Annotated in this window: 21 protein-coding genes and 1 tRNA gene; 11 read left to right on the top strand and 11 right to left on the bottom strand. The window is 68.7% G+C overall.

Translation table 11 applies throughout. From position 1 onward, the window contains the following. Positions 1 to 34: 34 nt before the first annotated feature. The 6 genes from BN1186_RS06270 to groL all read right to left on the bottom strand — a co-directional run bounded on the left by BN1186_RS06270 (position 35) and on the right by groL (position 9,700). On the bottom strand, positions 35 to 1,138 hold the full coding sequence (locus tag BN1186_RS06270) for a Wadjet anti-phage system protein JetD domain-containing protein (RefSeq protein WP_052459866.1): 1,104 nt from the start codon (positions 1,136 to 1,138) through the stop codon (positions 35 to 37). Further along, positions 1,135 to 4,470, bottom strand: coding sequence for an ATP-binding protein (locus tag BN1186_RS06275; RefSeq protein ID WP_052459867.1), 3,336 nt, complete (start codon positions 4,468 to 4,470; stop codon positions 1,135 to 1,137). The genes BN1186_RS06270 and BN1186_RS06275 overlap by 4 nt, the downstream gene beginning before the upstream one ends. Then, positions 4,467 to 5,099: a DUF4194 domain-containing protein gene (locus BN1186_RS06280; protein WP_052459868.1), complete on the bottom strand. Its 633-nt coding sequence runs from the start codon at positions 5,097 to 5,099 to the stop codon at positions 4,467 to 4,469. The genes BN1186_RS06275 and BN1186_RS06280 overlap by 4 nt, the downstream gene beginning before the upstream one ends. Beyond that, the gene (locus tag BN1186_RS06285; RefSeq protein WP_052459869.1) at positions 5,077 to 6,555 is read right to left on the bottom strand and encodes a DUF3375 domain-containing protein; all 1,479 of its coding nucleotides are present in this window, start codon (positions 6,553 to 6,555) and stop codon (positions 5,077 to 5,079) included. Before BN1186_RS06285 ends, BN1186_RS06280 begins: the two co-directional genes overlap by 23 nt. 38 nt (positions 6,556 to 6,593) lie before the next feature. Then, complete coding sequence (locus BN1186_RS06290) at positions 6,594 to 7,847, bottom strand: ATP-binding protein (RefSeq protein WP_040283258.1); 1,254 nt, start codon at positions 7,845 to 7,847, stop codon at positions 6,594 to 6,596. A gap of 227 nt (positions 7,848 to 8,074) precedes the next feature. Continuing rightward, positions 8,075 to 9,700, bottom strand: coding sequence for a chaperonin GroEL (gene groL / locus BN1186_RS06295; RefSeq protein ID WP_040283260.1), 1,626 nt, complete (start codon positions 9,698 to 9,700; stop codon positions 8,075 to 8,077). Between the two features lie 188 nt (positions 9,701 to 9,888). Between groL and BN1186_RS06300 the strand changes: the two genes are divergently transcribed. Continuing rightward, positions 9,889 to 10,338, top strand: coding sequence for a hypothetical protein (locus BN1186_RS06300; RefSeq protein ID WP_040283261.1), 450 nt, complete (start codon positions 9,889 to 9,891; stop codon positions 10,336 to 10,338). A gap of 72 nt (positions 10,339 to 10,410) precedes the next feature. Here the strand turns inward: BN1186_RS06300 and BN1186_RS06305 are convergent, their stop codons facing one another. Further along, positions 10,411 to 10,686, bottom strand: coding sequence for a DUF3263 domain-containing protein (locus BN1186_RS06305; RefSeq protein WP_040283262.1), 276 nt, complete (start codon positions 10,684 to 10,686; stop codon positions 10,411 to 10,413). 118 nt (positions 10,687 to 10,804) lie between these two features. Here BN1186_RS06305 and manA point away from each other — a divergent pair, with 118 nt between their 5' ends. The 3 genes from manA to BN1186_RS06320 all read left to right on the top strand — a co-directional run bounded on the left by manA (position 10,805) and on the right by BN1186_RS06320 (position 12,795). Beyond that, positions 10,805 to 11,983 (top strand): mannose-6-phosphate isomerase, class I, encoded by a 1,179-nt coding sequence (gene manA, locus BN1186_RS06310; RefSeq protein WP_040283263.1) that lies wholly within the window; start codon positions 10,805 to 10,807, stop codon positions 11,981 to 11,983. A gap of 41 nt (positions 11,984 to 12,024) precedes the next feature. Next, positions 12,025 to 12,097: transfer RNA gene (locus BN1186_RS06315), tRNA-Thr, on the top strand. 89 nt (positions 12,098 to 12,186) lie between these two features. After that, positions 12,187 to 12,795: a class I SAM-dependent methyltransferase gene (locus BN1186_RS06320; RefSeq protein WP_040283264.1), complete on the top strand. Its 609-nt coding sequence runs from the start codon at positions 12,187 to 12,189 to the stop codon at positions 12,793 to 12,795. A 384-nt stretch (positions 12,796 to 13,179) separates the two neighbouring features. On the opposite strand, the gene BN1186_RS06325 is transcribed toward BN1186_RS06320, so the two are convergent. Then, positions 13,180 to 13,974 (bottom strand): DedA family protein, encoded by a 795-nt coding sequence (locus BN1186_RS06325; protein WP_040283265.1) that lies wholly within the window; start codon positions 13,972 to 13,974, stop codon positions 13,180 to 13,182. 174 nt (positions 13,975 to 14,148) lie between these two features. Between BN1186_RS06325 and BN1186_RS06330 the strand changes: the two genes are divergently transcribed. The 4 genes from BN1186_RS06330 to BN1186_RS06345 all read left to right on the top strand — a co-directional run bounded on the left by BN1186_RS06330 (position 14,149) and on the right by BN1186_RS06345 (position 18,427). Next, on the top strand, positions 14,149 to 15,240 hold the full coding sequence (locus tag BN1186_RS06330) for an ABC transporter ATP-binding protein (protein ID WP_040283266.1): 1,092 nt from the start codon (positions 14,149 to 14,151) through the stop codon (positions 15,238 to 15,240). A 149-nt stretch (positions 15,241 to 15,389) separates the two neighbouring features. Beyond that, entirely contained in the window at positions 15,390 to 16,547 is a 1,158-nt protein-coding gene (gene metB / locus BN1186_RS06335; protein WP_040283267.1) for a cystathionine gamma-synthase, read from the top strand. Beyond that, positions 16,544 to 16,960: a hypothetical protein gene (locus BN1186_RS06340; protein ID WP_040283268.1), complete on the top strand. Its 417-nt coding sequence runs from the start codon at positions 16,544 to 16,546 to the stop codon at positions 16,958 to 16,960. Before metB ends, BN1186_RS06340 begins: the two co-directional genes overlap by 4 nt. Positions 16,961 to 17,053: 93 nt before the next feature. Further along, positions 17,054 to 18,427 carry a DUF4032 domain-containing protein gene (locus BN1186_RS06345; RefSeq protein WP_040283269.1) on the top strand — a complete coding sequence of 458 codons (1,374 nt, stop codon included), beginning with the start codon at positions 17,054 to 17,056 and terminating at the stop codon, positions 18,425 to 18,427. Between the two features lie 9 nt (positions 18,428 to 18,436). Here the strand turns inward: BN1186_RS06345 and BN1186_RS06350 are convergent, their stop codons facing one another. After that, entirely contained in the window at positions 18,437 to 19,054 is a 618-nt protein-coding gene (locus tag BN1186_RS06350; protein ID WP_040283270.1) for a class I SAM-dependent methyltransferase, read from the bottom strand. 8 nt (positions 19,055 to 19,062) lie between these two features. Then, on the bottom strand, positions 19,063 to 19,782 hold the full coding sequence (locus tag BN1186_RS06355; protein ID WP_218975410.1) for a DsbA family oxidoreductase: 720 nt from the start codon (positions 19,780 to 19,782) through the stop codon (positions 19,063 to 19,065). 121 nt (positions 19,783 to 19,903) lie between these two features. Between BN1186_RS06355 and BN1186_RS06360 the strand changes: the two genes are divergently transcribed. The 3 genes from BN1186_RS06360 to rlmB are packed head-to-tail and all read left to right on the top strand — an operon-like array spanning position 19,904 to position 22,667. Further along, positions 19,904 to 20,206, top strand: a complete 303-nt coding sequence (locus tag BN1186_RS06360) for a hypothetical protein (RefSeq protein WP_139650898.1) — start codon at positions 19,904 to 19,906, stop codon at positions 20,204 to 20,206. 11 nt (positions 20,207 to 20,217) lie between these two features. Continuing rightward, positions 20,218 to 21,657: a cysteine--tRNA ligase gene (cysS, locus tag BN1186_RS06365; protein WP_040283272.1), complete on the top strand. Its 1,440-nt coding sequence runs from the start codon at positions 20,218 to 20,220 to the stop codon at positions 21,655 to 21,657. A 56-nt stretch (positions 21,658 to 21,713) separates the two neighbouring features. Further along, positions 21,714 to 22,667: a 23S rRNA (guanosine(2251)-2'-O)-methyltransferase RlmB gene (rlmB, locus tag BN1186_RS06370; RefSeq protein ID WP_040283273.1), complete on the top strand. Its 954-nt coding sequence runs from the start codon at positions 21,714 to 21,716 to the stop codon at positions 22,665 to 22,667. Here rlmB and BN1186_RS06375 read toward each other — a convergent pair. After that, positions 22,648 to 23,796: a hypothetical protein gene (locus BN1186_RS06375; protein ID WP_147625365.1), complete on the bottom strand. Its 1,149-nt coding sequence runs from the start codon at positions 23,794 to 23,796 to the stop codon at positions 22,648 to 22,650. The two genes, rlmB and BN1186_RS06375, sit on opposite strands and share 20 nt — an antisense overlap. Positions 23,797 to 23,814: the final 18 nt, after the last annotated feature.

Below are 23,814 nucleotides of genomic sequence, written 5' to 3' on the forward strand. Positions count from 1 at the left end.
CCTCCGACCCAGCGGCCGGACCGGGCCAGGGTCCCTAGACGGACATGAGGGCTTGGCGGATGGCGTCGGCCGGCAGCCGCTCCTGCTCCAATCGCAGGTCCCCGGTGCGCAGCATCGCCAAGGCGCGGTGTTCCTCAGCGGTCAGGTATCCGATCGCTCCGCGGAACGGCACGGGCTCGGTCACGGCGAGACCGCGATACGCGGTCAACGTCGCCACGTCCATCAGGACTGAGCGGACATCCGGGAGCGCGGCTCGAAGGCGGCCGAGGATCTGGAACCCGTAGGTGTCCAGGTCTCCCCAGTACAGCTGCTCCGCCGCGGCCACCCACGCCACCCTCGCCAGGGTGGGGGCGGCGAAGCCCATACCGTGGATGGCCACGGTTCCCGACAGATCGGGCAACGACAGCAACGAGACCACGTTCTCGACGATGAGCACCCGCTGCGGCCGGAGGCCAAGCCCACGCAACCCCTCCAGGTCGACGGAGAACTGCCGCACGCCGTCGGCCTCCGGCGGCAGGTGCACGGTGAAGCGCGCCCCGATCCGGCGGAGCCCAGGCAAGCTCCCGGTGATGGCGTGGGCCAACTCCCCTACCAGGGTGCGGTGCCGCTCGACCCACTTGGTGTCGACGCCGGGCACCGGCAGTTCCCGCTCCCATCGGACCGTCTCCGGGTTCGCCTCCAACCATCCCAGCACGGCCATGAGCCGCACCAGATCCTCCTCCGGCAGAGTGGCCAGCGCCTTCACCGCCCGCGTCGCCGCCGGGTGCTGCTCCAGCACCGGCCACGCGTGGCGCAGGTGTGCCAGCGCCGCCGTCGCCCGCTCCCATGCCTCGGATTCCCCCAGGAGCCGCGCGACGGCGGGGCCGCTGAGGTGCGCACGGCTGGGGAGGCGTTGCCTCCCGAACGACGGCAGCGTCCGCTCCACCCATTCGAGGGTGACGCCGTCCTCTCCCTCCAACTGGCGCCACTGCCCGACCGCCAACGCCACCGCATCCGGGTCCGCGGCGAGCTCTCGTTGCGTGGGCGGGTGAAGCGGCCAGGAGGGCGGCCCGGTCGACTCCGGCATGGCCACCCACTCCCGCCAGTTTCGGGCCCACTGCCGGGCGGCCCAGGCGCGGAGGTCCGCCACCGTCCTCACAGCAGCACCCCCTGCTCCGCCTCCGGCCCCTCGTCGATGGTGGGCCGGCTCGTGTCGAACGGCAACTCCTGCAGCGTCGAGCCACGCCCCGGTTGGTTCGCGACCATCACGACGCCGCCCACATGGTCTTCGATGGTCTGCAGCATCTTCATGGGCGTGGCCAGGAGCAGCTGGAACCCGAAGGTGCGGAACACCTCCAAGCCCGCCTGCGTGAACGTGTGGTCCGCCTTGTCGAAGGCCTCGTCGATGACCACCAGCGCGTAGGTGGGCCGCAGCTCGCCGGGTGGGGCCAGCTGGAAGCGCAGGGCGGCGGCCAGGCAGAACGTCACGAGCTTCTGCCGCTCTCCACCGGAACGCCCGCCGGAGCCGGTGAAGACGTCCACCTGCACGCCGTCGGGGTCCTGCACCTTGGCGCGGAACGCGACGTGCTGGCGCGTGTCCAGGCACCGCTGCCGCCACGTCTTGTCCGCCGGGTCATCGGAGCTGAGCCGCGCGAGGAGCGCCTGCATCTGCCTGAAACGCACCTCCGCGGCGGCCCGCTCCGCCGCGTTGGCCATGGACACGGCGTCCGTCACCGAGCCGGAGGTGATGTCGTTGAGCGTGGCCAGGAAGGCTGTCACGTCGGGCAGCGAGCGGTTCGTGACCTCGATCTGCAGGTACTCGTCGGGCGCGAACTCCGTCATCAGCAGGGACTTGTTGACCTCGTCCACCCGGCTACGGATCTCCCGGTACGCACCACGGATCTGCATGTGCAGCTGGCTGATGTTGTTGCGGGCCTGGTTCTGCAGGAGCGTGAAGAACCGCTCCTCGAACGCCGGCAACCCATCTGATTCGAGGGAGTCGAGCCGAGCGAGGAACTCGGCCAGGTAGTCGATGCTGTCGCCCCAATCCGCCGACGGGCCGGGCCAGTCGCGGCGATAGGCCGCCATGGTGCGCACCGCCGCGTGCACGGCCCGGTTGGTCTGCGCCATGATCTCGTCGGACCGCTTCCGGAACAGTTCCTTCAGGTGCACCTCGAGACGGTGCTCCGGCACGTCCATGCCTTGGATGCGGGCGGCGAGCGCATCTGCGGCGTCGCCGGGCACCGGCGTCGAGGCCTCGATAGCGGCCGTCAGGCGCGCGACCTGCTCCTCGTGCCCCAGCAGCCGGTCCGCGGCCTTGCCGTGTTCGACGGCGAGGTCGTCGCGCCTGCCAACGGCCCCCGTCGCGGCACGCTTGGCCTCCTCGAGTTCGGCCTCGAGGCGCCGCAGGTCGTGGTGTTCGCTGCGCAGCTCGTCGAGTTGGCGCTCGACATCCGCGAGCTGGGCCAGGAGCGGCTGCGGGTCCACCGTGGACCAGGCGAAGCCCTCGAACTGCTCGGCGGCGCGCCCTCGGGCGACGAGGCGTTCCTGCTCGGCGTCCAGAGTGCGCAGCAGCTGCTCATGCCTGTCTCGTTGGGCGGCCACGCCGTCGAGGCGCAGCTGGAGTTCCGCCTCCTTGGCCTCCGTGGTGAAGCCGAGCACCCACCGCGAGCGGTCATCCACCCGGCGCCTGTCGTCCTTCTCGTGCAGCGCGGCCGAATGCTTGACCTGGCCGCGCCGGGTCACGGCCTTGCCGTGCTGCGCGAAGCCCTCGGTGGAGGCGACGCAGGCGTAGTCGAAGCGGGCGGTGAGCCTGTCGATGAGCCAACCCCGATGCGGGCCGTCGGCCAACTCGAGCTTGGCCAGCAGCGAATCGCCCTGCTCCGGCAGCGCGCTGTCGTCTGCCACCTTGGCCACGCGCTCATAGACCAGCCGCGTGCCGAGGAAGTCCTCGTCGATGAACTCGGCGGCCGCCCGGTAGTGCCGTTCAGGGACGACGAGCGTGCGCGCGAAAGAGCCGAGCACCCGCTCGATGGCCCCGGTCCACTCCGAGTGCTCCGGCCGTACCTGCACGAGTTCACCGACGAACGGCAGGCGTTCCGGGGCAATTCCCAGCTGCTCGGCCAACCGGCCTCGCACCGTCAGAAGTTTGGCGTCCAGGTTGGAGCGGTGGTGCCGCAGCGCCTGCAGGTCGCGCTCCAAGTTGGCGGCCTGATCCCGGCTGCGGGCATTGTCCGCCATCGCCTCGTAGCGGGCCGCGGCGTTGCGCTCCCGGGCCTCATGATCTTCCATCGCCAACCCTCTCAGCGCGGCCAGGAATCCCGCCACGGCGGCCTGCTCCGCGGGGAATTCCACACCCAGGTGCTCAGCCGCGCCACGGAGCCGCGCGACGCCTGCGTCGTGCTCCGCCCGGTCGCGGTGCAGCATGTCTCGCATCTGTTCCAGGGTGGCCAGCTGTGCCCCGCCCGAGCCGTCAACCGCGCGCTGCGCCTGCTGGCGGCGGGCCTCGGCAGCCGCCACGCCCTGCTCCGCCGTGCGCCGCTCGTCCGCCAACCGCTCGACGATGGGGCGCAGCCCCTCCGTTTCCGCGCGGGCGGCCGCGAGTTGCCGGTCGAGAAGCCAGGTGTCGAGATGGCGCTCTTCCAACTCCAGCCGGTCCCGGTCCTGGCCCAACTCGCCCAGCCTGCTGGCGTGTGCCCGCAACGGGGTGAGCGCCTCCACCTGGCGGCGGGCATCCACCACCGTGGCGTGCGCCTGGCTGAGCTCGCCGAACTGCTCGACCGTCTCGTCGGCCAACCGGAACGTCTCCGGCGGGTCCAGCATGAACTCGCGAAACAGCGTGTCGAGGTTGGTGAGGTTCTTGGCCGATTGCGTCTTGTGCAGCAACACCTGCGCCTGCTCGCTGCCCATGCCGAGGTGCCGCCGGAAGCGCGCGGCGAAACCGGTGTAGGCGTCCGAGCTGTAGACGTCCCAGGCGGGGAATGCCGCCTTGACACGGCGGTTCTCCATACCCGTCTCGACGTACGGCTTGAGGGCCATGACGTCGACCGGTTCCGGCGCGAAGACGTACATCGACTTCAGGTCTGCCGCATCCGTCGAGCCGGAACGGATGTGGAAGAGGCGCAGCAACGTGGCCTCGCTGCCGCGCTCGTCGATGTAGGTCAGCGCGATCCCGCTCCACGTGGCGCCGCGGCGCAGGTAGGCGGTGCCCACCTCCCCCGTCGCCTCGTCGGTCTCGCGCTTGTGGGCTCCCCGCACGTAGGTGAGGGTGCTGCGGTCCCGGTCCCCCGTGTCCGTGCCCTGGGCAGCCGCGTTGAACCGCAGCTTCGCGGGGCGCACCAGGATGGCCGCCATCGCGTCGAGCAGGGACGATTTGCCGGCTCCCGAGGGGCCGGTCATGAGGAGGCCCTTCCACGGCACCGTGAAGCTCCACGCGCCGTCGAAGGTGCCCCAGTTGACCACCTGCACCCGGCTCAGCCTGTGTTGCGTCATGGGGCCGCCAGCCGCTCGAGGTCTGCGGTGACGGCGGCCACCTCGTCGGCCCCGAAGACAAGGGCCAGCACGGGCGAGATCTCCCAACGGTCGTCGCTGCCTGTGACGTTGAGCAACACGGAGTTGGCTTTCATCTTGTTGATCGACGCGGTGATCCGGTCGTCGAAGCCCTTGCGATTGGTGGTGTCCAGGGATTGGAAGCCGCGCAACTGGTCCTCAATGTCATCGCGGCCCACGAATGTTCGGGTGGCCTGCCCCTGCCCCGCCAGCAGCGTGCGGCGCAGGAACAGCACGAGCACGGTGTCGAGCACCGTCAGCGGGTGGGCGCGCACCACCTTGGGCGCATCCTCCACGTCGAGGTTGCGCACGAAGGCCACGCCGGCGTCGAGGTCCACCACGAGTTCGAGGTAGAGATCCGCGAGCCGGGAGCGCACCAGCGGCTCGTTGCGCACCAGCGCGTGCCAGAGGTTGGAGTGTTCCTCGGCGCGGAGGTAGGGCCCGCGCAGCAGCCGGAGCAGGACCCGCCTGGTTCCCGGATCCAGCTCACCGGTGTCCGTGACGGGCTCTGTGAGGTCGTCGTCGAACTCGTCGACCTCATCGGCCCTCCTAGGCGCGGGCTGCAACGACATGGGCACTCCACTCGGCGGGAACGGTGAGGAAAACATAGCGCGGAGCACTGACAGACCTGTCCGCTCCGGTGGCGGAGGTCCAGTGCCACACCTCCTGTCCGCTGGCCGGCACCCCGTGTCGGGTGGCCAACAGGAGGAGCCCGACCACCGAGGCCAGGCCCTGCGTAGCGGGGAACCGGCCCAGCACGTCGCCGACGGTGGCGCCCGGCTGCTCCGCCACCGTCTCGGCTACGTTGGTCTGCAGCTCCGCGAAGTCGATCTCAGTCAGGCGGACCAGCTCCCGCAGGACGGCGAGGTCCAGCTCCCCGGTGAGGTGCTCGGTGACGTCCGATTCCGGGCGCATCTCCGCGGGGTTGTGCAGCCGCCATGCGCCGATGGAGGAGATCTGGATGGAGGTGAGGTCCAGGTCGCGGCCGATTTCCGCGGTGGGATGCGCCTTCCGCAGCGCCGCCAACGCGGCCTGGTCCGCGCGGCTCAGGGCCTCGGCCAGGCGTTTGTGCTCGCGGTACTCCTGAGTCTCGACGAACCGGCGGAGGCTGCGCGAGAAATCCGTGAGCCGCTGGCGCACCTGCGCGCTCTCGCGCTGCAGCACGATGAGGAACTGGCGCAGAAACACCGCATCGGTGGCCGGCAGCTCGGTGGTGAAGCCCCGCTCCAGCACCGCGTCGACCGCGGTGTTGAAGCGATCCGCCAGGACGGGGTCGAGTAGCAGTTCGTGGAAGGCACCGAACGTGCGGCCCGCCTCCGAGTTCTCGATCACGTCCACGCCGTCGAAGATCTGGCCGAGTACGCCCGAGCGGGCGCCGTCGTGGCTGACGATCTGCTCGCGGAGTTCGCGGTTGAGGGCCTCGAGGTCGTCTGCAACCTGGGCGAAGTCGCCCGGCACCTCGCTGGCCAGCCGCAGGATCTCGAGCAGGCGTTCACGTGCGGCAGCATCGGACATCGGCTCGTACTGTCCCGCCTCGGCGCGGCGGATCTGTTCGTCAAGCTCGGCGCGTTGGGCCCGGAGCAGTTCGAGGTGCCGCTCGGGGTTGGGATCGGAGTCGCGGGCCAGATCGCCGAGGAGCCCGGCGACGTTGCTCAACCGCGAGGACGTCACCGTCGATTGGGGCTGTTCGATGCCGAGAACGAAGCGCACCGCGTCTGCCGCGGAGCGAGACAGTTCCACGGTCTCCTCGCGAGCCGCTGTGGGACGCCGGACCAGGTAGCCGTCGCGCACCCAATCAGCGATGTACTCCTGCGCCGTACGGGGTGCGTTGATCCCTGTTCCGCGCAACTCGTCGAGGTCGTCGGCCACCATCAGCACGAACTCGGCGTACGGGATGGTGCGACGCTCCTCGAAACGGGTGCCGAGGACGGCCACGAGCACGGGCATCAGGTCTGCCCGTAGCAGCCGGAGGCCAGCGGACTCGATCGCGCGCCTCGCGACGGCGCCGCCGCCCACCGCACTCACCATGACACCTCCGTTCGGCGCCCAGCGTAATCGCCCCTACCTCACAGCATCCACAACGCACTCACCGGCAAAGCGTAGAGATTGTCCTGCAGCCGTCGCCCCAGCGTGTCCATCGTCAGGACGACCCCTGCTACCAATTGGTCCCCGAGCTTCTCCCTCAACCACGCCAGGTGCCGGTAGTCGTGACGCGACACCGACTGCGCAGCCTTCACTTCGATCGCGACGACACGGCCATCGTCCAACTCAAGGATCACGTCGATCTCCCGCCCATCAGGGGATCGGTAGTGTGCCAGATCGAACCGCACGCTGGCCCATCCTCGTTGCCTGAGGAGCTCCGCGGCGACGAATCCCTCAAGGAACCCTCCAAGCGCTGAGCCCGTCGTCATGTCGAGCAGGTTCGCCGGAGACGTACGGGCGAGCATGAGGGCGAGAGCACTGTCGGTGACGAGGTACTTGCTGCGGCCCACTTCGCGTTTCAGGAGGTTGGGCGTCCACGGAGGTACCCGTTCGATGAGGAACAGGGCCCTGAGCAGGTCCAGGTAGTTGCTGGTCGTCGTGGCATTGAGGTTGATGGCACTTCCCACCCTCGAGACGACGGTCTCGCTCCCCTGCGTGGCGGCCAGTGCGGCCAACAGTGAGCGCAACCGCAACGGATCGGACAAGCGTGTCAGGTCGAGGATGTCACGGCTCAGTAGGCGCTCGAGGTAGGACGAGAGCCACGTGATGCGGTGCCGAAACGGCAGCGACACTGCCTCGGGCATCGAACCCCGCGAGATGAGGTCCACGTAGTCGCTCCGGCCGAGGGAGGAAGTGAAGCGCTCCAATCGCCCGCCGTCGAGGAGGCCTGCAACGAAGTCGTCGCGCCTCCCGAGCAGCTCCCCTTGGCTGAAGCCGAAGAGCTGGGTGCCGACCACCCGGCCCGCGAGGCTGTCGGCCGATTGTTGGGTGGCCATGATGTTGGCACTTCCCGTGATGAGGAAACGCGAGGGCGAGCGGTCGGCGTCGATTGCGGCCTTGAGGGCCAGCGTCAGCGCCGGAACCCTCTGGAACTCGTCGATCGCCAGGAGGTCTCCCGGCCGTTGGCCGAGGAAACCGCGAGGATCGTGCTCCGCCAGACCCCGGACCTCCGGATCGTCCAAGGTGAACACCGAGACGGGCTTGGGGACGAGGCGCCCCAGCAACCTGATGAGAGTGGACTTGCCCACCTGCCTGGCACCGCCCAATTCGACCGCCGGGAAGTGAGTGAGAAGCCCAGCCACCTCCTCGACCAGATGGCGGTCCAACAGTGTGTCCATACTCCGAATGCTACGGTACGTTTGAAAACGGTGGCAGTTGTAGACTTAAAACGGTGGCGGCTTCCGCTTGCAAACGGTGGCTCGCCATAGCGGGAAACAGTGGCGGCACGACGAAGGGCGGCCCCTTGCGGGACCGCCCTTCTCTATTCAGGCGTTGAGAATCCTTCAACGGTTTCGACGCGTCCGCGCTCCTCCTTCGTCGGAGGCGGCCGGCTCAACCAGCGGGATCAGAAGCCGCCCATGCCGCCCATCTCGTCCATGCCGGGAGCGCCCGCGGGGGCCTTCTCCGGCTTGTCCGCGATGACTGCCTCAGTGGTGAGGAACAGTGCGGCGATCGACGCGGCGTTCTGCAGCGCCGAGCGGGTGACCTTGGCCGGATCCAGGATGCCGGCCTCCACCATGTTCTCGTAGTTGCCGGTGGCGGCGTTGAGGCCTTCACCCGCGGGGAGCGAGCCCACCTTCTCCGCCACGACGCCGCCCTCGAGGCCGGCGTTGAGCGCGATCTGCTTCAGCGGGGCCGAGGCAGCGGTGAACACGATCTGCGCGCCAACCGCCTCGTCGCCGACGAGACCCTCGACGGAGGCCTGCTTCGAGGCCTGCAGCAGCGCGACGCCACCGCCGGGCACGATGCCCTCCTCGACGGCGGCCTTCGCGTTGCGGACGGCGTCCTCGATGCGGTGCTTGCGCTCCTTGAGCTCCACCTCGGTGGCCGCGCCGACCTTGATGACGGCGACGCCGCCGGCCAGCTTGGCGAGGCGCTCCTGCAGCTTCTCGCGGTCGTACTCGGAATCCGAGTTCTCGATCTCGCGGCGGATCTGGGTCACGCGACCCTCGATCTGCTCCGAGTCCCCTGCGCCCTCGATGATGGTGCACTCGTCCTTGGTGACCAGCACGGAGCGGGCCTGGCCGAGCAGGTCGAGCGAGACGGTGTCGAGCGAGAGGCCGACCTCTTCGGAGATGACCTGGCCGCCGGTGAGGATGGCGATGTCGGTCAGCATGGCCTTGCGGCGGTCGCCGAAGCCGGGGGCCTTGACGGCGATCGACTTGAAGGTGCCGCGGATCTTGTTGACGATCAGGCCGGCGAGGGCCTCACCCTCAACGTCCTCGGCGATGATCAGCAGCGGCTTGCCGGACTGCATGACCTTCTCCAGCACCGGAAGGAGGTCCTTCAGGGAGGAGATCTTCGAGTTGGCGATCAGGATGTACGGGTCGTCGAGCGTGGCTTCCATGCGCTCGGCGTCGGTGACGAAGTAGGGCGAGATGTAGCCCTTGTCGAAGCGCATGCCCTCGGTCATCTCGAGCTCGAGGCCGAAGGTGTTCGACTCCTCGACGGTGATGACGCCTTCCTTACCGACCTTGTCCATCGCCTCGGCGATGATCTCGCCGACGGTGGGGTCAGCGGCGGAGATCGACGCGGTGGCGGCGATCTGCTCCTTGGTCTCGACGTCGATGGCCATCTCGCTGAGCTTCTCGACGATCGCCGCGACGGCGGTCTCGATGCCCTTCTTCAGACCAACGGGGTTCGCGCCGGCCGACACGTTGCGCAGGCCCTCACGGACCATCGCCTGGGCCAGCACGGTGGCGGTGGTGGTGCCGTCGCCGGCCACGTCGTCGGTCTTCTTGGCGACCTCCTTGACGAGCTCAGCGCCGATGCGCTCGTAGGGATCCTCCAGCTCGATCTCCTTCGCGATGGACACCCCATCGTTGGTGATCGTGGGGGCGCCCCACTTCTTCTCCAGGACGACGTTGCGGCCCTTGGGGCCCAGCGTGACCTTGACCGCGTCGGCCAGCGTGTTCATGCCACGCTCCAGGCCGCGACGCGCGTCCTCATTGAATTCAATCAGCTTTGCCATGGTGTTTCGGGAGTCCTCCCGTCGAAGGGGCGGCTAGCCCCGGTGTGTGTTCAAATGTCTCAGTGTGAATCGCCAGTGCCCGCGACGGACGGCCGGTATGGCCTCACCTGCAATTCGGTAGCACTCAAACCTTGAGAGTGCTAACCCCATTATTAGCACTCTCCCCAAACGAGTGCAAAGATTTCACCATGGACAAGGCCCGCACCCTCCGCAACGTCGCCAACGCGGTGAACCTCTCCACTCCCCTTGGCCTGGCCTTGGGGATCGCCGGCCGCGGGCAGCCCCGCCGCGTCGGCCACCTCGTCGCCTTCGAGAACGTGTCGCTGCCGTTGATCAACGCGAGCGCCATGACGGTGGGCGACGTGGTGCTCATCCCCGGTCGAACCGTCGAGGAGGTCGAGAAGCGGGTGCCTGACCTGATGACGCACGAGGAGGAACACGCCTGGCAGTACGCCTACTGCCTGGGCCTGCCCTTCCTGCCGTTATACGGGCTGGCTGCCGCATGGTCGATGCTGCGTTCGGGCGACAGGGCGACGGCCAACCACTTCGAAGTGCAGGCGGGTCTGATGGAGGGCGGCTACCGCCCGGGCGGGAAGAGGCCGGTGCGAGAGGGGATCAAGGCCCTTCTGAAGCGATGACCTAAACCCGCTTTGACGCTTGAGCGCCCTTCGACCAGTCGCGGAGCGACTGGCTCAGGGAACGTTCAACGATCAGGCGTGCAGGCGGCGCGCGGAGCGCGCAGCGTGGCGCTGGCTGCGCATCCGGCGCAGGCGCTTGACCAGCAGCGGGCGGTACTCGAGCGCGGCCTGCGTGTCGATCAGCGCGTTGAGCTGCTGGTAGTAACGCACCGAGCTGAGCGAGAAGTGCTCCATGATGGCCTGCTCCTTCGGCACGGCCGCGGTGAACCAGCTGTCCTCGAAATCGAGGATGGCGGCTTCCCGCTCGGTCAGTTCGACCGGCGCCTGTACGTGAAGGGCTTCAGACATGCCGCCAGTTTAGACGCTAACGACATCCGTGTCATTCACGGGGGTGCAACGGATTCCCGTGCAGGGGTAGAGTCTGCGATGCTTAAGAAACACCACCGACCCGAGGAACCGATCGCTCATGCGCCGACTGCACGGCCACGTCCAGCACTTCGCGTGGGGCAGCCGCACCGCGATTCCGGCGATCCTGCGCCGCGAGCCCGACGGCAGGCCCTGGGCCGAGTACTGGCTGGGCACGCACCCCGGCGGGCAGGCCTTCCTCGACGACGGCCGCGCGCTGTCCACCTATGTGCAGGAGCAGCCGCACGTCGTGGGCGACGCGACGCGCTCCGCGTTCGGCGACCGCCTCCCCTACCTGTTGAAGATCCTCGCCGCCTCCAGCCCGCTGAGCCTGCAGGCCCACCCGTCGCGGGAGCAGGCCGAGGTGGGCTATGCCCGCGAGTCCCTGCTGGGCCTGCCGCCGTCGGATCCCACCCGATCCTTCAAGGACGACTGGCCCAAGCCCGAGGCGATCGTGGCGATCACCCCGTTCGAGGGCCTGCTCGGCTTCCGCGATCCGCTGGAGACCGCGGGGCTGTTCGAGGCCCTCGGCGTCGCCGACGAACTGGCCTCGGTGATCGGCCCACTGCGCGACCGCAGCGCAGCCCCTGCGTTGCAGGAGGTGTTCCTCGACGTGCTGTCGCTCGACGAGCGGCGCCATCTGGTCGACGTGGTGCTCGCCGCCGCGGTGAACCTGCTCGAGGCACCGGGTGAGCTGGGCACGTTCGCCCGGACCGCCGTCGAACTCGACGAACACTTCCCCGGCGACCCCGGCATCCTCGCCGCCCTGCTGATGAACCGCTTCAAGCTGCAGCCCGGGGAGGCCGTCATGCTGGAGGCTGGCGTCATGCACGCCTACCTGCGCGGCGTCGGCGTGGAGATCATGGCCAACTCGGACAACGTGATGCGCGGCGGACTCACGCAGAAGCACATCGACGTGGACGGCCTGCTGCAGGTGGTCCGCTTCGACCCGCTCACTCCGCGGGTGCTGCTGGCCGAGGGATCCGACGGCGTCTACGTCTACCCCACCGCTTTCCCCGAGTTCGAGCTGTGGCTGGTCGCCCCCGTGGACGACACCCACCTGCCGGTGCCCCGCACGGATTGCGGCCGCATCGCGGTGGCCACGCAGGGCGAGTTCGTCCTGACCGGGGACCAGGGCGAGTTGAGGCTCGCGTCGGGCGATTCCGCCTTCATCGAGGCGGACGAGCACGTCAACGTGAGGGGCGAGGGGCAGCTGTTCGTCGCCGCCTCCGGCGCCTGATTTTCCCATTCCGGGCCCACTGTTGGCACAATGGGCGCCACGCCTCCTTAGCTCAGCGGCCAGAGCATCCGCCTTGTAAGCGGAGGGTCGTGGGTTCGACTCCCACAGGAGGCTCTCACGCTCCCCGAGCCAGCCGCGTGCGAACTCGCGAGCACCGCGGCTGGTCGAAGGGCCCGCCGAACCTTCCCAGCAGAGAGAGACCCATGCCTGAAGCCAGCAAGTGGACGCAGATGATCGCGGCAGACCCGGACCACACGCGCCGCTACATCCAGCGCTTCAAGACGATGGAGGCGCAGGGCCATGACCTGGCCGGCGAAGTCCGCACCGTCGACGCCATGGTGGGGCGCAACGCCCGCATCCTCGACGCGGGCTGCGGCCCGGGCCGCGTGGGTGGCAGGCTGCACGCGTTGGGCCACACCGTCGTCGGGATCGACGTGGACCCCGGCCTGATCGCCGCCGCCGGGGAGGACTGGCCCGGCCCCACCTGGGTGACCGGCGACCTCGCTGAGATGGATCTGCCCGCGCAGGGCATCGAGGCCAACTTCGACGTGATCGTCGCCGCCGGCAACGTGGTGGGTTTCCTGGCGCCGTCGACGCGGGTCGACGTGCTGCGTCGCTTCGCCACCCACCTGGCCGACGACGGGCGGGCCATCATCGGCTTCGGCGCCGGCCGCGGTTACGACTTCCGCGACTTCCTCACCGACTGCGCCGAGGCCGGCCTCGAGCTGCAGGTGCCACTCTCGACCTGGGACCTGCGCCCGTTCACCGAGGACTCCAACTTCATGGTCGCCATCCTCGGCAAAGCCTCCTGAGCCACAAGCCACAAGGAGCGGCCGGGGTCGGGGGTACGCAAGTGCTTCTCCGGCACCGACCCTCACCCAGGCACCTGTTGCCCGACTGCGACGACCACCCAACACGCACCCCGACACCGGACGCTCCGGAAACCACGCCGACAACGGTTTCTACACCGAGCCCCGCAAGCAGAAGCGCTCAAGCCGAGGGTGGGGGATGAAGGGCGCGAGTTTCGAGGCCACGCCGGGACGTGGCAGCCGAACGTCGCGAGCCATGCGCACGGGCAACACTCGCGTCCTTCTTCCCCCCAGCCTCGGCGGAACATCCCCGCAGTGGATCAGGCACTGGACACGCCTGGCGGTTTCGACACCGCTCGTAGAACTCGCGGGCTCAACCAGCGCGGCTCAGGCCTCGGCTGCTTCCTTCGCCTTCTTCCGCTGCGCCAGGTAGGTGGAGACGAAGATGAACACGATCAGCCCCAACGCCACCCACATCGCGATGCGCGCGTAGGCCTCCAGCACCCCGACGATGGGCTCACCGAAGCGCCAGCCCAGCCAGAAGTACAACACCAGCCACAGCGTCGAGGCGATGTAGTCGTAGATCAGGAAGCGCTTGATGCTCATGTTGGTGGCGCCCGAGATGACGAAGACCACCTGCATCAGCGGCAGCGGGATGGGCACATAGGCCACCAGGAAGCCCAGGGGCCCCAACTTCTCCGCCCAGCGCTCGGCGCGGGCGTAGTTCCTGGCCGCCCGCTTCGACTGGCCGGCCCACAGCTCGATCATGCCGCGACCCCAGAGCTTGCCGGCCCACCAGTAGACCCAGTCGAACTTGAGGCTGAGGAGGGAGGCGACGACCAGCACCACGGGCCAGTACGACAACAGACCCTGTGAGGCGAACGCGCCGCTGGAGGCGACCGCGGTGCGACCGCCCGTGGCCATGGCCAGGACCGCAATCGCATCCGCGCCGGCGCCGAGTGCCCAGGCGCGCATGGGAATCAGCACCAGAGAGAAGATCCCGATGAAACCGAACCATGCCAGGCACCAGTAATCAGCCTTGCCGGGTTCCTTCTTCCAGGGCATGCCCTCGGATTCCCACCACTGTTCCTCGGGCTGGTCCCCGGCCTCGGCGCCCTCGGCATCGGCGTCAGGTACAGCGGGGTCTGTGGGCTCCAGGGAGGGCCTTGGCTCGTCGGTCACGGGTGAATGCTACGTCACAAGGACCTCACCCCTGTCTCGACCATTGATTGAACCCCGGAGTGGACGTGGAAGCTGAGAGGTGTAAAGTCACCTCGTAGGAAAACCTAATTTCATAGGGTTCCAATCCACAACGGATCGTCGGGCACGTACCTGCCCGTGGAAAGGACAAGTGGCATGGCCACCGTTAGCTACCGGGATGCTTCCCGTGTTTACCCCGGCTCAGATCGCGCAGCCGTCAACAAGCTGAACCTCGAAATCGAGGACGGCGAATTCATGGTCCTCGTCGGCCCCTCGGGGTGTGGCAAGTCGACCTCCCTGCGTATGCTCGCTGGCCTCGAAGAGGTCAACTCCGGCGCCATCTACATCGGCGACCGCGACGTGACGGACCTCCCCCCGAAGGACCGGGACATCGCCATGGTCTTCCAGAACTACGCCCTGTACCCCCACATGACCGTGGCGGACAACATGGGCTTCGCTCTGAAGATGCAGAACGTCCCCAAGGAAGAGCGCCAGAAGCGCGTCAAGGAAGCCGCCCACCTGCTGGGCCTCGAGGACTTCCTGGCCCGCAAGCCGAAGGCTCTCTCCGGTGGTCAGCGTCAGCGCGTCGCCATGGGCCGCGCTATCGTGCGTAACCCGCAGGTGTTCCTCATGGATGAGCCGCTGTCGAACCTCGACGCCAAGCTCCGCGTCCAGACCCGCACGCAGATCGCCGCTCTGCAGCAGCGTCTCGGCGTCACCACCGTCTACGTCACGCACGACCAGGTCGAGGCCATGACGATGGGTGACCGCGTTGCTGTCATGAAGGACGGCATCCTGCAGCAGGTCGATTCCCCGCTGGCCCTGTACGACACGCCGAACAACCTGTTCGTCGCCGGCTTCATCGGCTCCCCCGCCATGAACCTGTTCTCCGGCAAGCGCGTCGAGAACGGCGTCCAGGTGGGCGACCACGTCGTCCCGGTTCCCCGTGAGGTGCTCGCCCGCGCTGAGGGCGAAGAGACCCTCACCGTCGGCATCCGCCCCGAGGCCTTCCGCGTCGGCGAGACCGGCATCGGTCTCGACATCGCCGTGGTCGAAGAGCTCGGCGCTGACTCCTACCTGTACGGCACGCTCGCTGGCCTGCCGGACGATGAGATCGTCGGCGCCCAGCAGTTCGTCGCCCGTGTCGGCGCCCGCACCGCTCCGGAGAAGGGCCAGGTTGTCCGCCTGACCACGGATCCGGATCACGTCCACGTGTTCAGCAACCAGACCGAAGAGCGCATCTCCTGATCGCCTGACAGTCGTTTCGGAGGGGTCCCGGTTCGCCGGGGCCCCTCCGTCGTTTCTGCTCCCCCAGCAGCGAACGCCTGTGGGCAGCGCCGCCCGGCACATCCGGGCCGCACTATGTTGGAGGGCGCCTGCGAGTAAAGGATGTGCCCATGACTGACTTCTCCCCCTGGACCGACGCGGTACGCACCGGCCTGGCCGCAGACCCCACCTATGGGGCGGTGGTGCCGCCGCTGTACCTGTCGTCGAACTACACGTTCGAGGGCGTCGGCCAGGCCCGCGAGTACGACTACTCCCGCTCCGGCAACCCCACCCGTGACCTGCTGGGCGAGGCGCTGGCCACCCTCGAGGGCGGTGCCGGGGCGACGGCGGTGGCCACGGGGTTGGCCGGGATCACCCTGGTTGCGGAGGCGTTCGTGCCGGCCGGGGGCCGCGTCGTCGCGCAGCACGATGCCTACGGCGGCACCTGGCGGCTGTTCACCTTCCTGGCGGAGCAGGGTCGCTTCGCGGTGGATTTCGTGGACTTCAACGACGACGCCGCGCTCACCGAGGCACTCGGGCGTGGGCCGGCGGTGGTGTGGGCCGAGACGCCGTCGAATCCGCTGTTGCGCATCACCGACATCAGGAAGACGGCGGAGGCCGCCCATGCTGCCGGCGCGCTGCTCGTGGTGGACAACACGTTCCTGTCGCCCCTGTTGCAGCGCCCGCTCGAGCACGGCGCGGATCTGGTGCTGCACTCCACCACCAAGTTCGTCAACGGCCATTCCGACGTGGTGGGCGGCGCGGTGGTCGCCCGCACCCAGGAGCACCACGAGAAGCTGCGGCTCTGGGCCAACGCGCTGGGCCTGACCGGCAGCCCGTTCGACGCGTTCCTTACCCTGCGCGGCCTCCGCACTCTGGACGCCCGCCTGCGTGTGCACGCTGAGAACACGGCCGCGCTCGTATCGGTGCTGCAGGACCACCCGGCCGTCGGCACGCTGTACTGGCCCGGTCTGGCGTCGCACCCCGGCCACGAGTTGGCCGCCCGCCAGCAGAGCGGCTTCGGGTCGTTGTTGAGCATCGATCTAGCCGGTGGCCGCGCCGCGGCGGAGCGCTTCCTCGACGGGTTGGAGATCTTCCACCTCGCGGAGTCGCTGGGCGGGGTGGAATCCCTGGTGTGCCACCCGGCGTCCATGACGCATGCCGGCATGACGGAGGAGGCCCGCGCCACCGCGGGCATCTCCGATGGGCTGTTGCGGCTGAGCGTCGGCATCGAGGGCCGCGACGACCTGGTCGCGGTGACCTCCCGGGCGCTGGAGCGGGCCTCGTGATCAGCCTCACGCTCGCCCTGGCCCTCCGCGACGCCGGCCTGGAGTGGAGCCCCCGGCCCGGAGACAGGTTCGTCGTCACCCGCACCGAGATGATCGACGACGTGTTCTACCTGGCGGACATGGTCATCGAGGCCCGCCAGTTGGAGAGCGGCACGATCTTCGCGTTCAACGGCACCACCGAGTGGGCGCTGGATTCCGTCACGCAGGAGGCGACGGTGTGGTTGCCGGACGAGGGCCAACTGCGGGCGGCGCTCGGGGATCGCTTCGTGTCGCTGACGTGCGAGGGCCGCGAGGTCGTCGTGGAACTCGATGACGGCACCGTCCACCGCGACGAGGACGCAGAGAACGCCTACGCCGCTGCCCTCCTCCTGGTCCTCAACTCTGGGCACGCCCTCGGCGTTACCCAAGCGTGAAGGAGTGGCCGGGGTCGCGCGTACGCAAGTGCTTCTCCGGCGCCGAACCCCACCCAGGTCCCTCAACCAGCATCGGGCGGTAGGCTGGGGGGCGTGCCCAGATTCCTCGCTGCCAAGCCTGACGCCGATCTGCTTCGGCTGCCCTGGCAGGTGCCGCTGGCCGACTGGCCCACGCAGCACCTCGTCGCGCTGCCCCGCGGTATTTCGCGGCACGTGGTGCGGTTCCTGCAGGTGGGTGAGGAGATTTTCGCGGCCAAGGAGATCCTCGAAGAGGTGGCGGTGCAGGAGTACCGCCTGCTGACTGAGCTCAAGCGGCTGGGTGTGCCCTCCGTCGAACCGGTGGGTGTGGTGCTGGGCCGCACGGATGCCAACGGCGAACACCTCGACCCCATCCTCCTCACGAGGCATCTACCGTTCTCGCTGCCGTACCGCGCGCTGTTCTACCACGGCGTCAAGCACGAGACGGTCAACCGGCTGCTCGATGCCATGGTGGTGCTGTTCGCCCGCCTGCACCTCACAGGTTTCTACTGGGGCGACGTGTCGCTGTCGAACATCCTGTTCCGCCGCGACGCCGGCGAGTTCGCGGCCTACCTCGTCGACGCCGAGACCGGCGAAATCCACGACAGCCTGACGGATGGGCAGCGCGCCCACGATCTGCAGATCGCGCGCACCAACCTGTTCGGTGAGTTCCTCGATCTGGAGGCGGGCGGCATCCTGGACCCGTCGCTGGATCCGGAGTGGCTGGTCAACACCATCGAGGACCGCTACCACCAGCTGTGGGCGGAACTGACCGGCGTCGAGGAGTTCGACGAGTCTGAGATGTACCGGCTCGAGGGGCGGGTGCGGAGGCTCAACGCGTTGGGCTTCGACGTGGCTGAGATCGACGTGGACGCCTCGCCGGACGGCAGCACCATCCGCATGCAGCCGAAGGTGGTGGAGGCCGGTCACCACACGCGTCGGCTCATGCGCCTCACCGGGCTCGACGCCGAGGAGCATCAGGCCCGCCGGCTGCTCAACGACATGGACACGTTTCGCGCCAAATGGGCGCCCCACATGCCGGAATCGGTGGCGGCGCACAAGTGGCTCGTCGAGGTTTTCGAGCCCGCCGTCAACCGCATCCCGGCGGATCTGCGCAGCAAGCGCGACGCCGCCCAGTTCTTCCACGAGGTGCTGGACTACCGCTGGTACCAGTCGCAACGGGAGAACCGCGAGGTGCCCACGGAGGACGCCGCGGCCGGCTACATCCACGAGATCCTCACCACGCTGCCCGACGAGCAGTTGGGCAACATCCAAGCCATCAACGGCGAGTTGGCCAACAAGTACGACCCGTCGCAGGGCTACGTCGACGAGAACGAGGAGAAGCCGTACGACCCGTGGGAGGACGGCGCCAACGATCCTGATCTCGAGGTGCCGATGGGCTTCGACATCAACGCGCTGCGCGCGAAGGCCGCCAAGAAGAACCAGTAGCGCTGTCGGCTAGCGTTTGCGGGCATACAGATGCTCGATGACACCGAGGTGTCGCCTCCCGGAATCGACGATCTGGACGCCCATGCGCTCCAGCTTCGGCAACGGACGGCGGGTCCAGTGCTCGCCGCTCGTGCGGCTGGTCACGGCCTCGGCCACGAACTGCAGCCCGTGGATGAAGGGGTTGGTCGACACCACATGGTCGGCCAGGAGGATCCGTCCGTTGGGGCGCACCACGCGGATGATCTCGGCCAGCACCCTCTCGACGTCGCGGACACCGCACAGAGCGAAGGTCGACACGACAGAGTCGAAGGTGTCGTCCCCGAACGGCAGGTCCCCGGCGTCACCTTCCACCCATGTAGCTGAGCGGCCGGCCTGCTCCGCTCTGCGGCGTGCCTCGTCGAGCATCGGGACGCTGAGGTCCAGCCCGGTCAGCCGCACATCCCGGGTGTAGTGCGGCAGGTTGAGGCCGGTGCCGACGGCTACCTCGAGCACCTCCCCGACGGCGCGCTCGCCGATCCACCGGCGGCTCGCAGCCAGGAACCGTTTCTCCATGGGGGCAATCATCTGGTCGTAGCGCGCGGCCATCCTGTCCCAGAGTTGGCGTTGGCGCTCCTCGGCGTTGCCCATGATGGGGGTCAGCAGACGTCGGGGCCGCAGGCGTCGCCGGCCCCGCCGTCGACCGTGATGAGGCCCGGAGTCTGCTCCGAGGCGACGGTCTGCAGCACCTGGGCGAACACCTCGGGCGGCTGCGCGCCGGAGACGCCGTACTTGTTCTCGAAGACGAAGAACGGCACGCCCTGCACGCCGATCTGGCGGCCGAGGGCGACGTCGGCGTCGATGGCGCGGTCGAGTTCCTCGGAGTCGACAGCCTCGCGGGCCTCGGACTGGTCGAGCCCGGCCTCCGCGGCCAGGCGGGTCAGCACCTCAACGTCGCCGATGTCCTCGCCGGCCTCGAAGTGTGCGGCCAGCAGGGCGTCCTTGAGCGTGTCGGTGCGGCTGCCACCATCCGCGGCGTCGGCGACCTTGGCGGCCTGCAGCACGCGGTGTGCCCTACGGGAGTTGGCCACGACGAGGGCATCGAAGTCGTAGGTGAGGTCCTCCCCCGCCGCCTGGGCCTTGACGTGCTCCAGCATCTGGGCCACCTGCTCACGCGGCATGCCCTTGGCCTCGACGAGGTAGTCCACCTCGGAGCGGCCGTCGTGCTGCGGGAGCGTGGGGTCAAGCTGGTAGGACCGCCAGGTGACCTTGACCTGGTCGCGCTGGGGGAAGTCCTCGAGGGCCTTCTCGAAGCGCCGCTTGCCGATGTAGCACCAGGGGCAGGCGATGTCGGACCAGATCGATACATCAATACTCACGTCTCAACCGTACCCGCGATGCGAGCCCCGTCGCTGTCGGATGCGGAGGCAGGCGTCAAGGTGTGGCCGGGGGATGAAGGACGCTCGAAGAGGCCTTCTTCTCCCTCACCGCCTGACATCCGTGAGCAATTGGATGGGGTCACGGCGCGACACGCCGGGAAAAACGCCGTCCGAAGCCCGTGACCCCATCCAATTGCTCATCGCCACCAACCCCAACCCCCGGAGCAACGCCGTCAGCTTCGTCCCCGCGCTGGCTGAGCGCAAGCACTGGCTGGACCTGGACCTGGACCAGGCCCTCATCCCCATCCTCGACGGCGCCGCCACCAGCGCCCACTGGGGCTACCTCCTGGCAGCCGCGTCGATCTGGGTGCTGCTGCCGCTGGCCGCTGGCGTCGCCCGCGTGCTCCGGGCCGAAGTCAAGTAAACTGCCCTGTTGTGACCCTCAAGCTGTATGACACCGCCTCACGGACCGTGCGCGAGTTCGTGCCCCTCGTCGACGGCAAGGTCTCCATCTACCACTGCGGCCTCACCGTGCAGGCGTCGCCGCACCTGGGCCACATCCGCAAGGAGGTCGTCTTCGACGTCCTGCGCCGCTGGTTGGAGCACCAGGGCTACGACGTCACCGTGGTGGCCAACGTCACGGACATCGACGACAAGATCCTCACCAAATCCGCCGAGGAGGGCGTGGAGTGGTGGGCCCACGCCTACCACTTCGAGCGCGAACTCCACGAGGCCTACGCCTCCCTCGGCTGCAAGCCCCCCACCTACGAGCCCCGCGCCACCGGACACATCCCGGAGATGCTGGAACTCATCGCCGAACTGATCGACAAGGGTCACGCCTACCCCGCCGAGGACGGTTCGGGCGACGTGTACTTCGACGTCACGAGCTGGCCCCGCTACGGCGAGCTGTCGGGCCAGAAGGTCGACGAGATGGAGGCCGCCACCGACGCGGATCCGCGCGGCAAGCGCGACCCTCGGGATTTCGCCCTCTGGAAGGGCCACAAGGCCGACGAGCCTGCCACGGCGAGCTGGCCGTCGCCGTGGGGACGGGGGCGGCCCGGCTGGCACATCGAGTGCTCGGCCATGGCCGGCAAATACCTGGGCAGCACGTTCGACATCCACGGCGGCGGCATCGACCTGCGCTTCCCGCACCACGAGAACGAGCTGGCCCAGTCCGCCGCCGCCGGCCACGGGTTCGCGCGCTACTGGCTGCACAACGCCTGGGTGACGATGGCCGGCGAGAAGATGAGCAAGTCGCTCGGCAACACCGCGCAGGTCTCCGAGGTCACCAAGACCTACAACCCGCGCGCCGTGCGCTTCTTCCTCCTCGCGCCGCACTACCGCTCCACCATCGAGTTCTCCCCCGCCGACGACGGCACCCGCGGCTCACTCGCCGAGGCGGAGAAGGCCATCGCGCGCATCGACTCCTTCATCGAGCGCGCCAGGCCCTTCGTCGACGCCGGACGGTTCGCCAACGCCCCGCTACAGGTGTCCCAGTACGAGGCGTTCGACACCGCCATGAACGACGACCTCGGCACCCCCGCCGCGACCGCCGCCCTCTTCGACGCCATCCGCGTGGGCAACCAGGCCATCGCCGACGGCGACCGGGAGAAGGTGCTCGCCTACGCCTCCGTCGTCGACTCGATGCTCAACGTCTTCGGCATCCACCCCGATGCGCCCGAGTGGGCCGGGCAGCAGGCCGACGACGACCTCACCCCCGTCGTTGACGGCCTGGTCGCCGCGCTCCTCGAGCAGCGGGCGCAGGCCCGTGCCAACAAGGACTGGGCCACGGCGGACAGCATCCGCGACACCCTCGCCGACGCAGGCCTCACCATCATCGACACCCCGGCGGGCCCCAAGTGGAGCCTCAGCTGAACCGGCTCAAATCCAGATTTGGGCACTCCCAGGCACCATAACTAAGGACACACGACATGCCAGGAAACTCCTCGCGCCGCGGCGCGACCCGCAAGGGCAAGAACAAGGCCGCCGGCTCCGGCGGCCGCATCCGGCGTTCCCTCGAGGGACGCGGACCCACCCCCAAGGCCGAGGATCGCACATACCACAAGGCGTACAAGGCCAAGCAGGCCGCGCAACGTCGTCCGCAGCAGAAGAAGCCCCGCCAGAAGCCGGCCGGCGCCGACTGGGTGGTGGGCCGCAACCCCGTCTACGAGGCGCTCCTGGCCGGCATGCCCGTCAAGCAGGCCTACGTGGCCGAAGGCGCCGAGCGCGACGACAGGCTGCGCGATATTCTGAAGTTCGCCGCAGACCGCGGGCTGCCGATGCTGCAGGTCACCCGCGCCGAACTCGACCGGGTCACTGGTGGGCTCGTGCACCAGAGCGTGGCCCTGCAACTGCCCGCCTACGAGTACGCGGACCCGCAGGACCTCATTGCCGACGCCTTCGACACCGACGGCATCATCGTCGCCCTCGATGGGATCACCGATCCACGCAACCTGGGCGCGATCGTCCGCTCGGCCGCCGCGTTCGGCGCCACCGGCGTGGTCATCCCCTCGCGCCGCTCGGCCTCGATGACCGCCGCGGCGTGGAAGACGTCGGCGGGCGCCGCCGCCCGGCTGCCCATCGCGATGGCCACCAACCTGAACCGCACGCTGGAGCAGGCCACCAAGGCGGGCTTCACCATCATCGGCCTGGCCGGGGAGGGCGACGTGCCGGTCTCCGGCGCCGCCGGCCTGGACGGCCCGCTGGTGATCGTGGTGGGTTCCGAGGATGAGGGCCTGGCCCGGCTGGTGCGGGAGCACTGCGACCAGTTGGTCTCGATCCCGATCGCCAGCGACGTGGAGTCGCTCAACGCGTCCGTGGCGGCGTCCGTGGCCCTCTACGAGGTTTCGCAGCAGCGCGCCGCGCTCACGTCTCCTGCGCAGTGAACTGCACCGCGAACTCGAGCGGCGGGGCCTGATCGGTCAACACGGCAGGCACCGCCGTTCCGCCGGTGTAGAGCGCCTGGAGGTTGCCCACGGGCTGGAACCGCATGGCGCCGGCCTCGGGGCCACCGACGGCGAAGGTCACGTCGAGGCGTTGCTGCAGCAGGTCGACGTCCTCCACCGTCAACCGCTCCGGATCGGAGGCCGGGTAGCGCGTGCCCTTCCCGTCCTCGAAGGTGAAGCTCTGTGCCACGTCGAGGTCGTAGTGGAACTTCGTGTCGGCGAAACTCGGGTCGAACGTGAACCGTAGCCGCAGCCATTGCGCGCCCGTCTCGGCCCATCCCAGGCCGGGCAGCCAGGGCGCCAGGATGCTGCCCACCGGGTTGGGCGCCATCGGCACGGTGAGCTGCGTCGCCTCCGCCTCGATCTCCAGGGCCGGATCTGGCTGGCTCACGACCCCACGCGAGAAGATGGCCCGCTCGGGCCCGATCGAGATCTGGTGCCGCTCCCGGAAACCCTGCGTGGCAGCCCACGCCTCGTCGTCGACGGGTGCCTTCCCGATGAGGTCCACCGCCACGGTCCTGTCCTGGTCCGTCACCTCGTAGCGCACCGACTGCCCCGTGGGGACGCACAGCATGACGAGGGTCCAGTCGATGTCGTACTCCCCCTCCTGGCTGACGGTGTGCCGGCCGAACGGTGGGCCCAGCTCGAGGAGCGACTCCCCTACCCGCAGCGAATGCACCAACTGGGTATCGGGATCCGCCTGGAACGAGGGGCGGCCCGCGGCCAGGGTGAAGGCCAGGATCTGGTGCCCCTCCGGCGCCCGCAGCGGGGTGCGGCGGCGCACCTGGACGGCGGTGGCCGCGCCCACCTCCTCGCCGAGGAACAGCTGTTCGATCCGCCCGTCGAAGTAGGGCGTCGAGACCCTCAGGCCGAGGGTGGCGCCCTCGTCGATGGACTTGACGCCCGCGTCGCTGGTCTGGATGAAGAAGTCGTCGCGGAGCTCGACGGCGGGATCTGCGGTGGTTTCTGGCTCAGGCATGGCGGTCACCCAGGTCACCGGCTCGAACGAACAGCCGGTCAGGCCCAGCGTCGCCAGGAGCGCGAGAGCAGAGCGTCTGTCCATGTTCACAGGGGGAAGGCTAACCGA

The organism is Tessaracoccus massiliensis (assembly GCF_000826065.2).
In the GTDB taxonomy this organism is placed as follows: Bacteria; Actinomycetota; Actinomycetes; order Propionibacteriales; family Propionibacteriaceae; genus Arachnia; species Arachnia massiliensis_A.

Bases quoted from the DNA above. Each gene is read 5' to 3' on its own strand.
- BN1186_RS06350 (WP_040283270.1), bottom strand. From the start codon at position 19,054: ATGGGCAACGCCGAGGAGCGCCAACGCCAACTCTGGGACAGGATGGCC.
- BN1186_RS06290 (WP_040283258.1), bottom strand. From the start codon at position 7,847: ATGGACACACTGTTGGACCGCCATCTGGTCGAGGAGGTGGCTGGGCTT.
- rlmB (WP_040283273.1), top strand. From the start codon at position 21,714: ATGCCAGGAAACTCCTCGCGCCGCGGCGCGACCCGCAAGGGCAAGAAC.
- BN1186_RS06280 (WP_052459868.1), bottom strand. From the start codon at position 5,099: ATGTCGTTGCAGCCCGCGCCTAGGAGGGCCGATGAGGTCGACGAGTTC.
- BN1186_RS06305 (WP_040283262.1), bottom strand. From the start codon at position 10,686: ATGTCTGAAGCCCTTCACGTACAGGCGCCGGTCGAACTGACCGAGCGG.
- BN1186_RS06330 (WP_040283266.1), top strand. From the start codon at position 14,149: ATGGCCACCGTTAGCTACCGGGATGCTTCCCGTGTTTACCCCGGCTCA.
- BN1186_RS06285 (WP_052459869.1), bottom strand. From the start codon at position 6,555: ATGGTGAGTGCGGTGGGCGGCGGCGCCGTCGCGAGGCGCGCGATCGAG.
- BN1186_RS06300 (WP_040283261.1), top strand. From the start codon at position 9,889: ATGGACAAGGCCCGCACCCTCCGCAACGTCGCCAACGCGGTGAACCTC.
- metB (WP_040283267.1), top strand. From the start codon at position 15,390: ATGACTGACTTCTCCCCCTGGACCGACGCGGTACGCACCGGCCTGGCC.
- BN1186_RS06275 (WP_052459867.1), bottom strand. From the start codon at position 4,470: ATGACGCAACACAGGCTGAGCCGGGTGCAGGTGGTCAACTGGGGCACC.
- BN1186_RS06320 (WP_040283264.1), top strand. From the start codon at position 12,187: ATGCCTGAAGCCAGCAAGTGGACGCAGATGATCGCGGCAGACCCGGAC.
- manA (WP_040283263.1), top strand. From the start codon at position 10,805: ATGCGCCGACTGCACGGCCACGTCCAGCACTTCGCGTGGGGCAGCCGC.
- groL (WP_040283260.1), bottom strand. From the start codon at position 9,700: ATGGCAAAGCTGATTGAATTCAATGAGGACGCGCGTCGCGGCCTGGAG.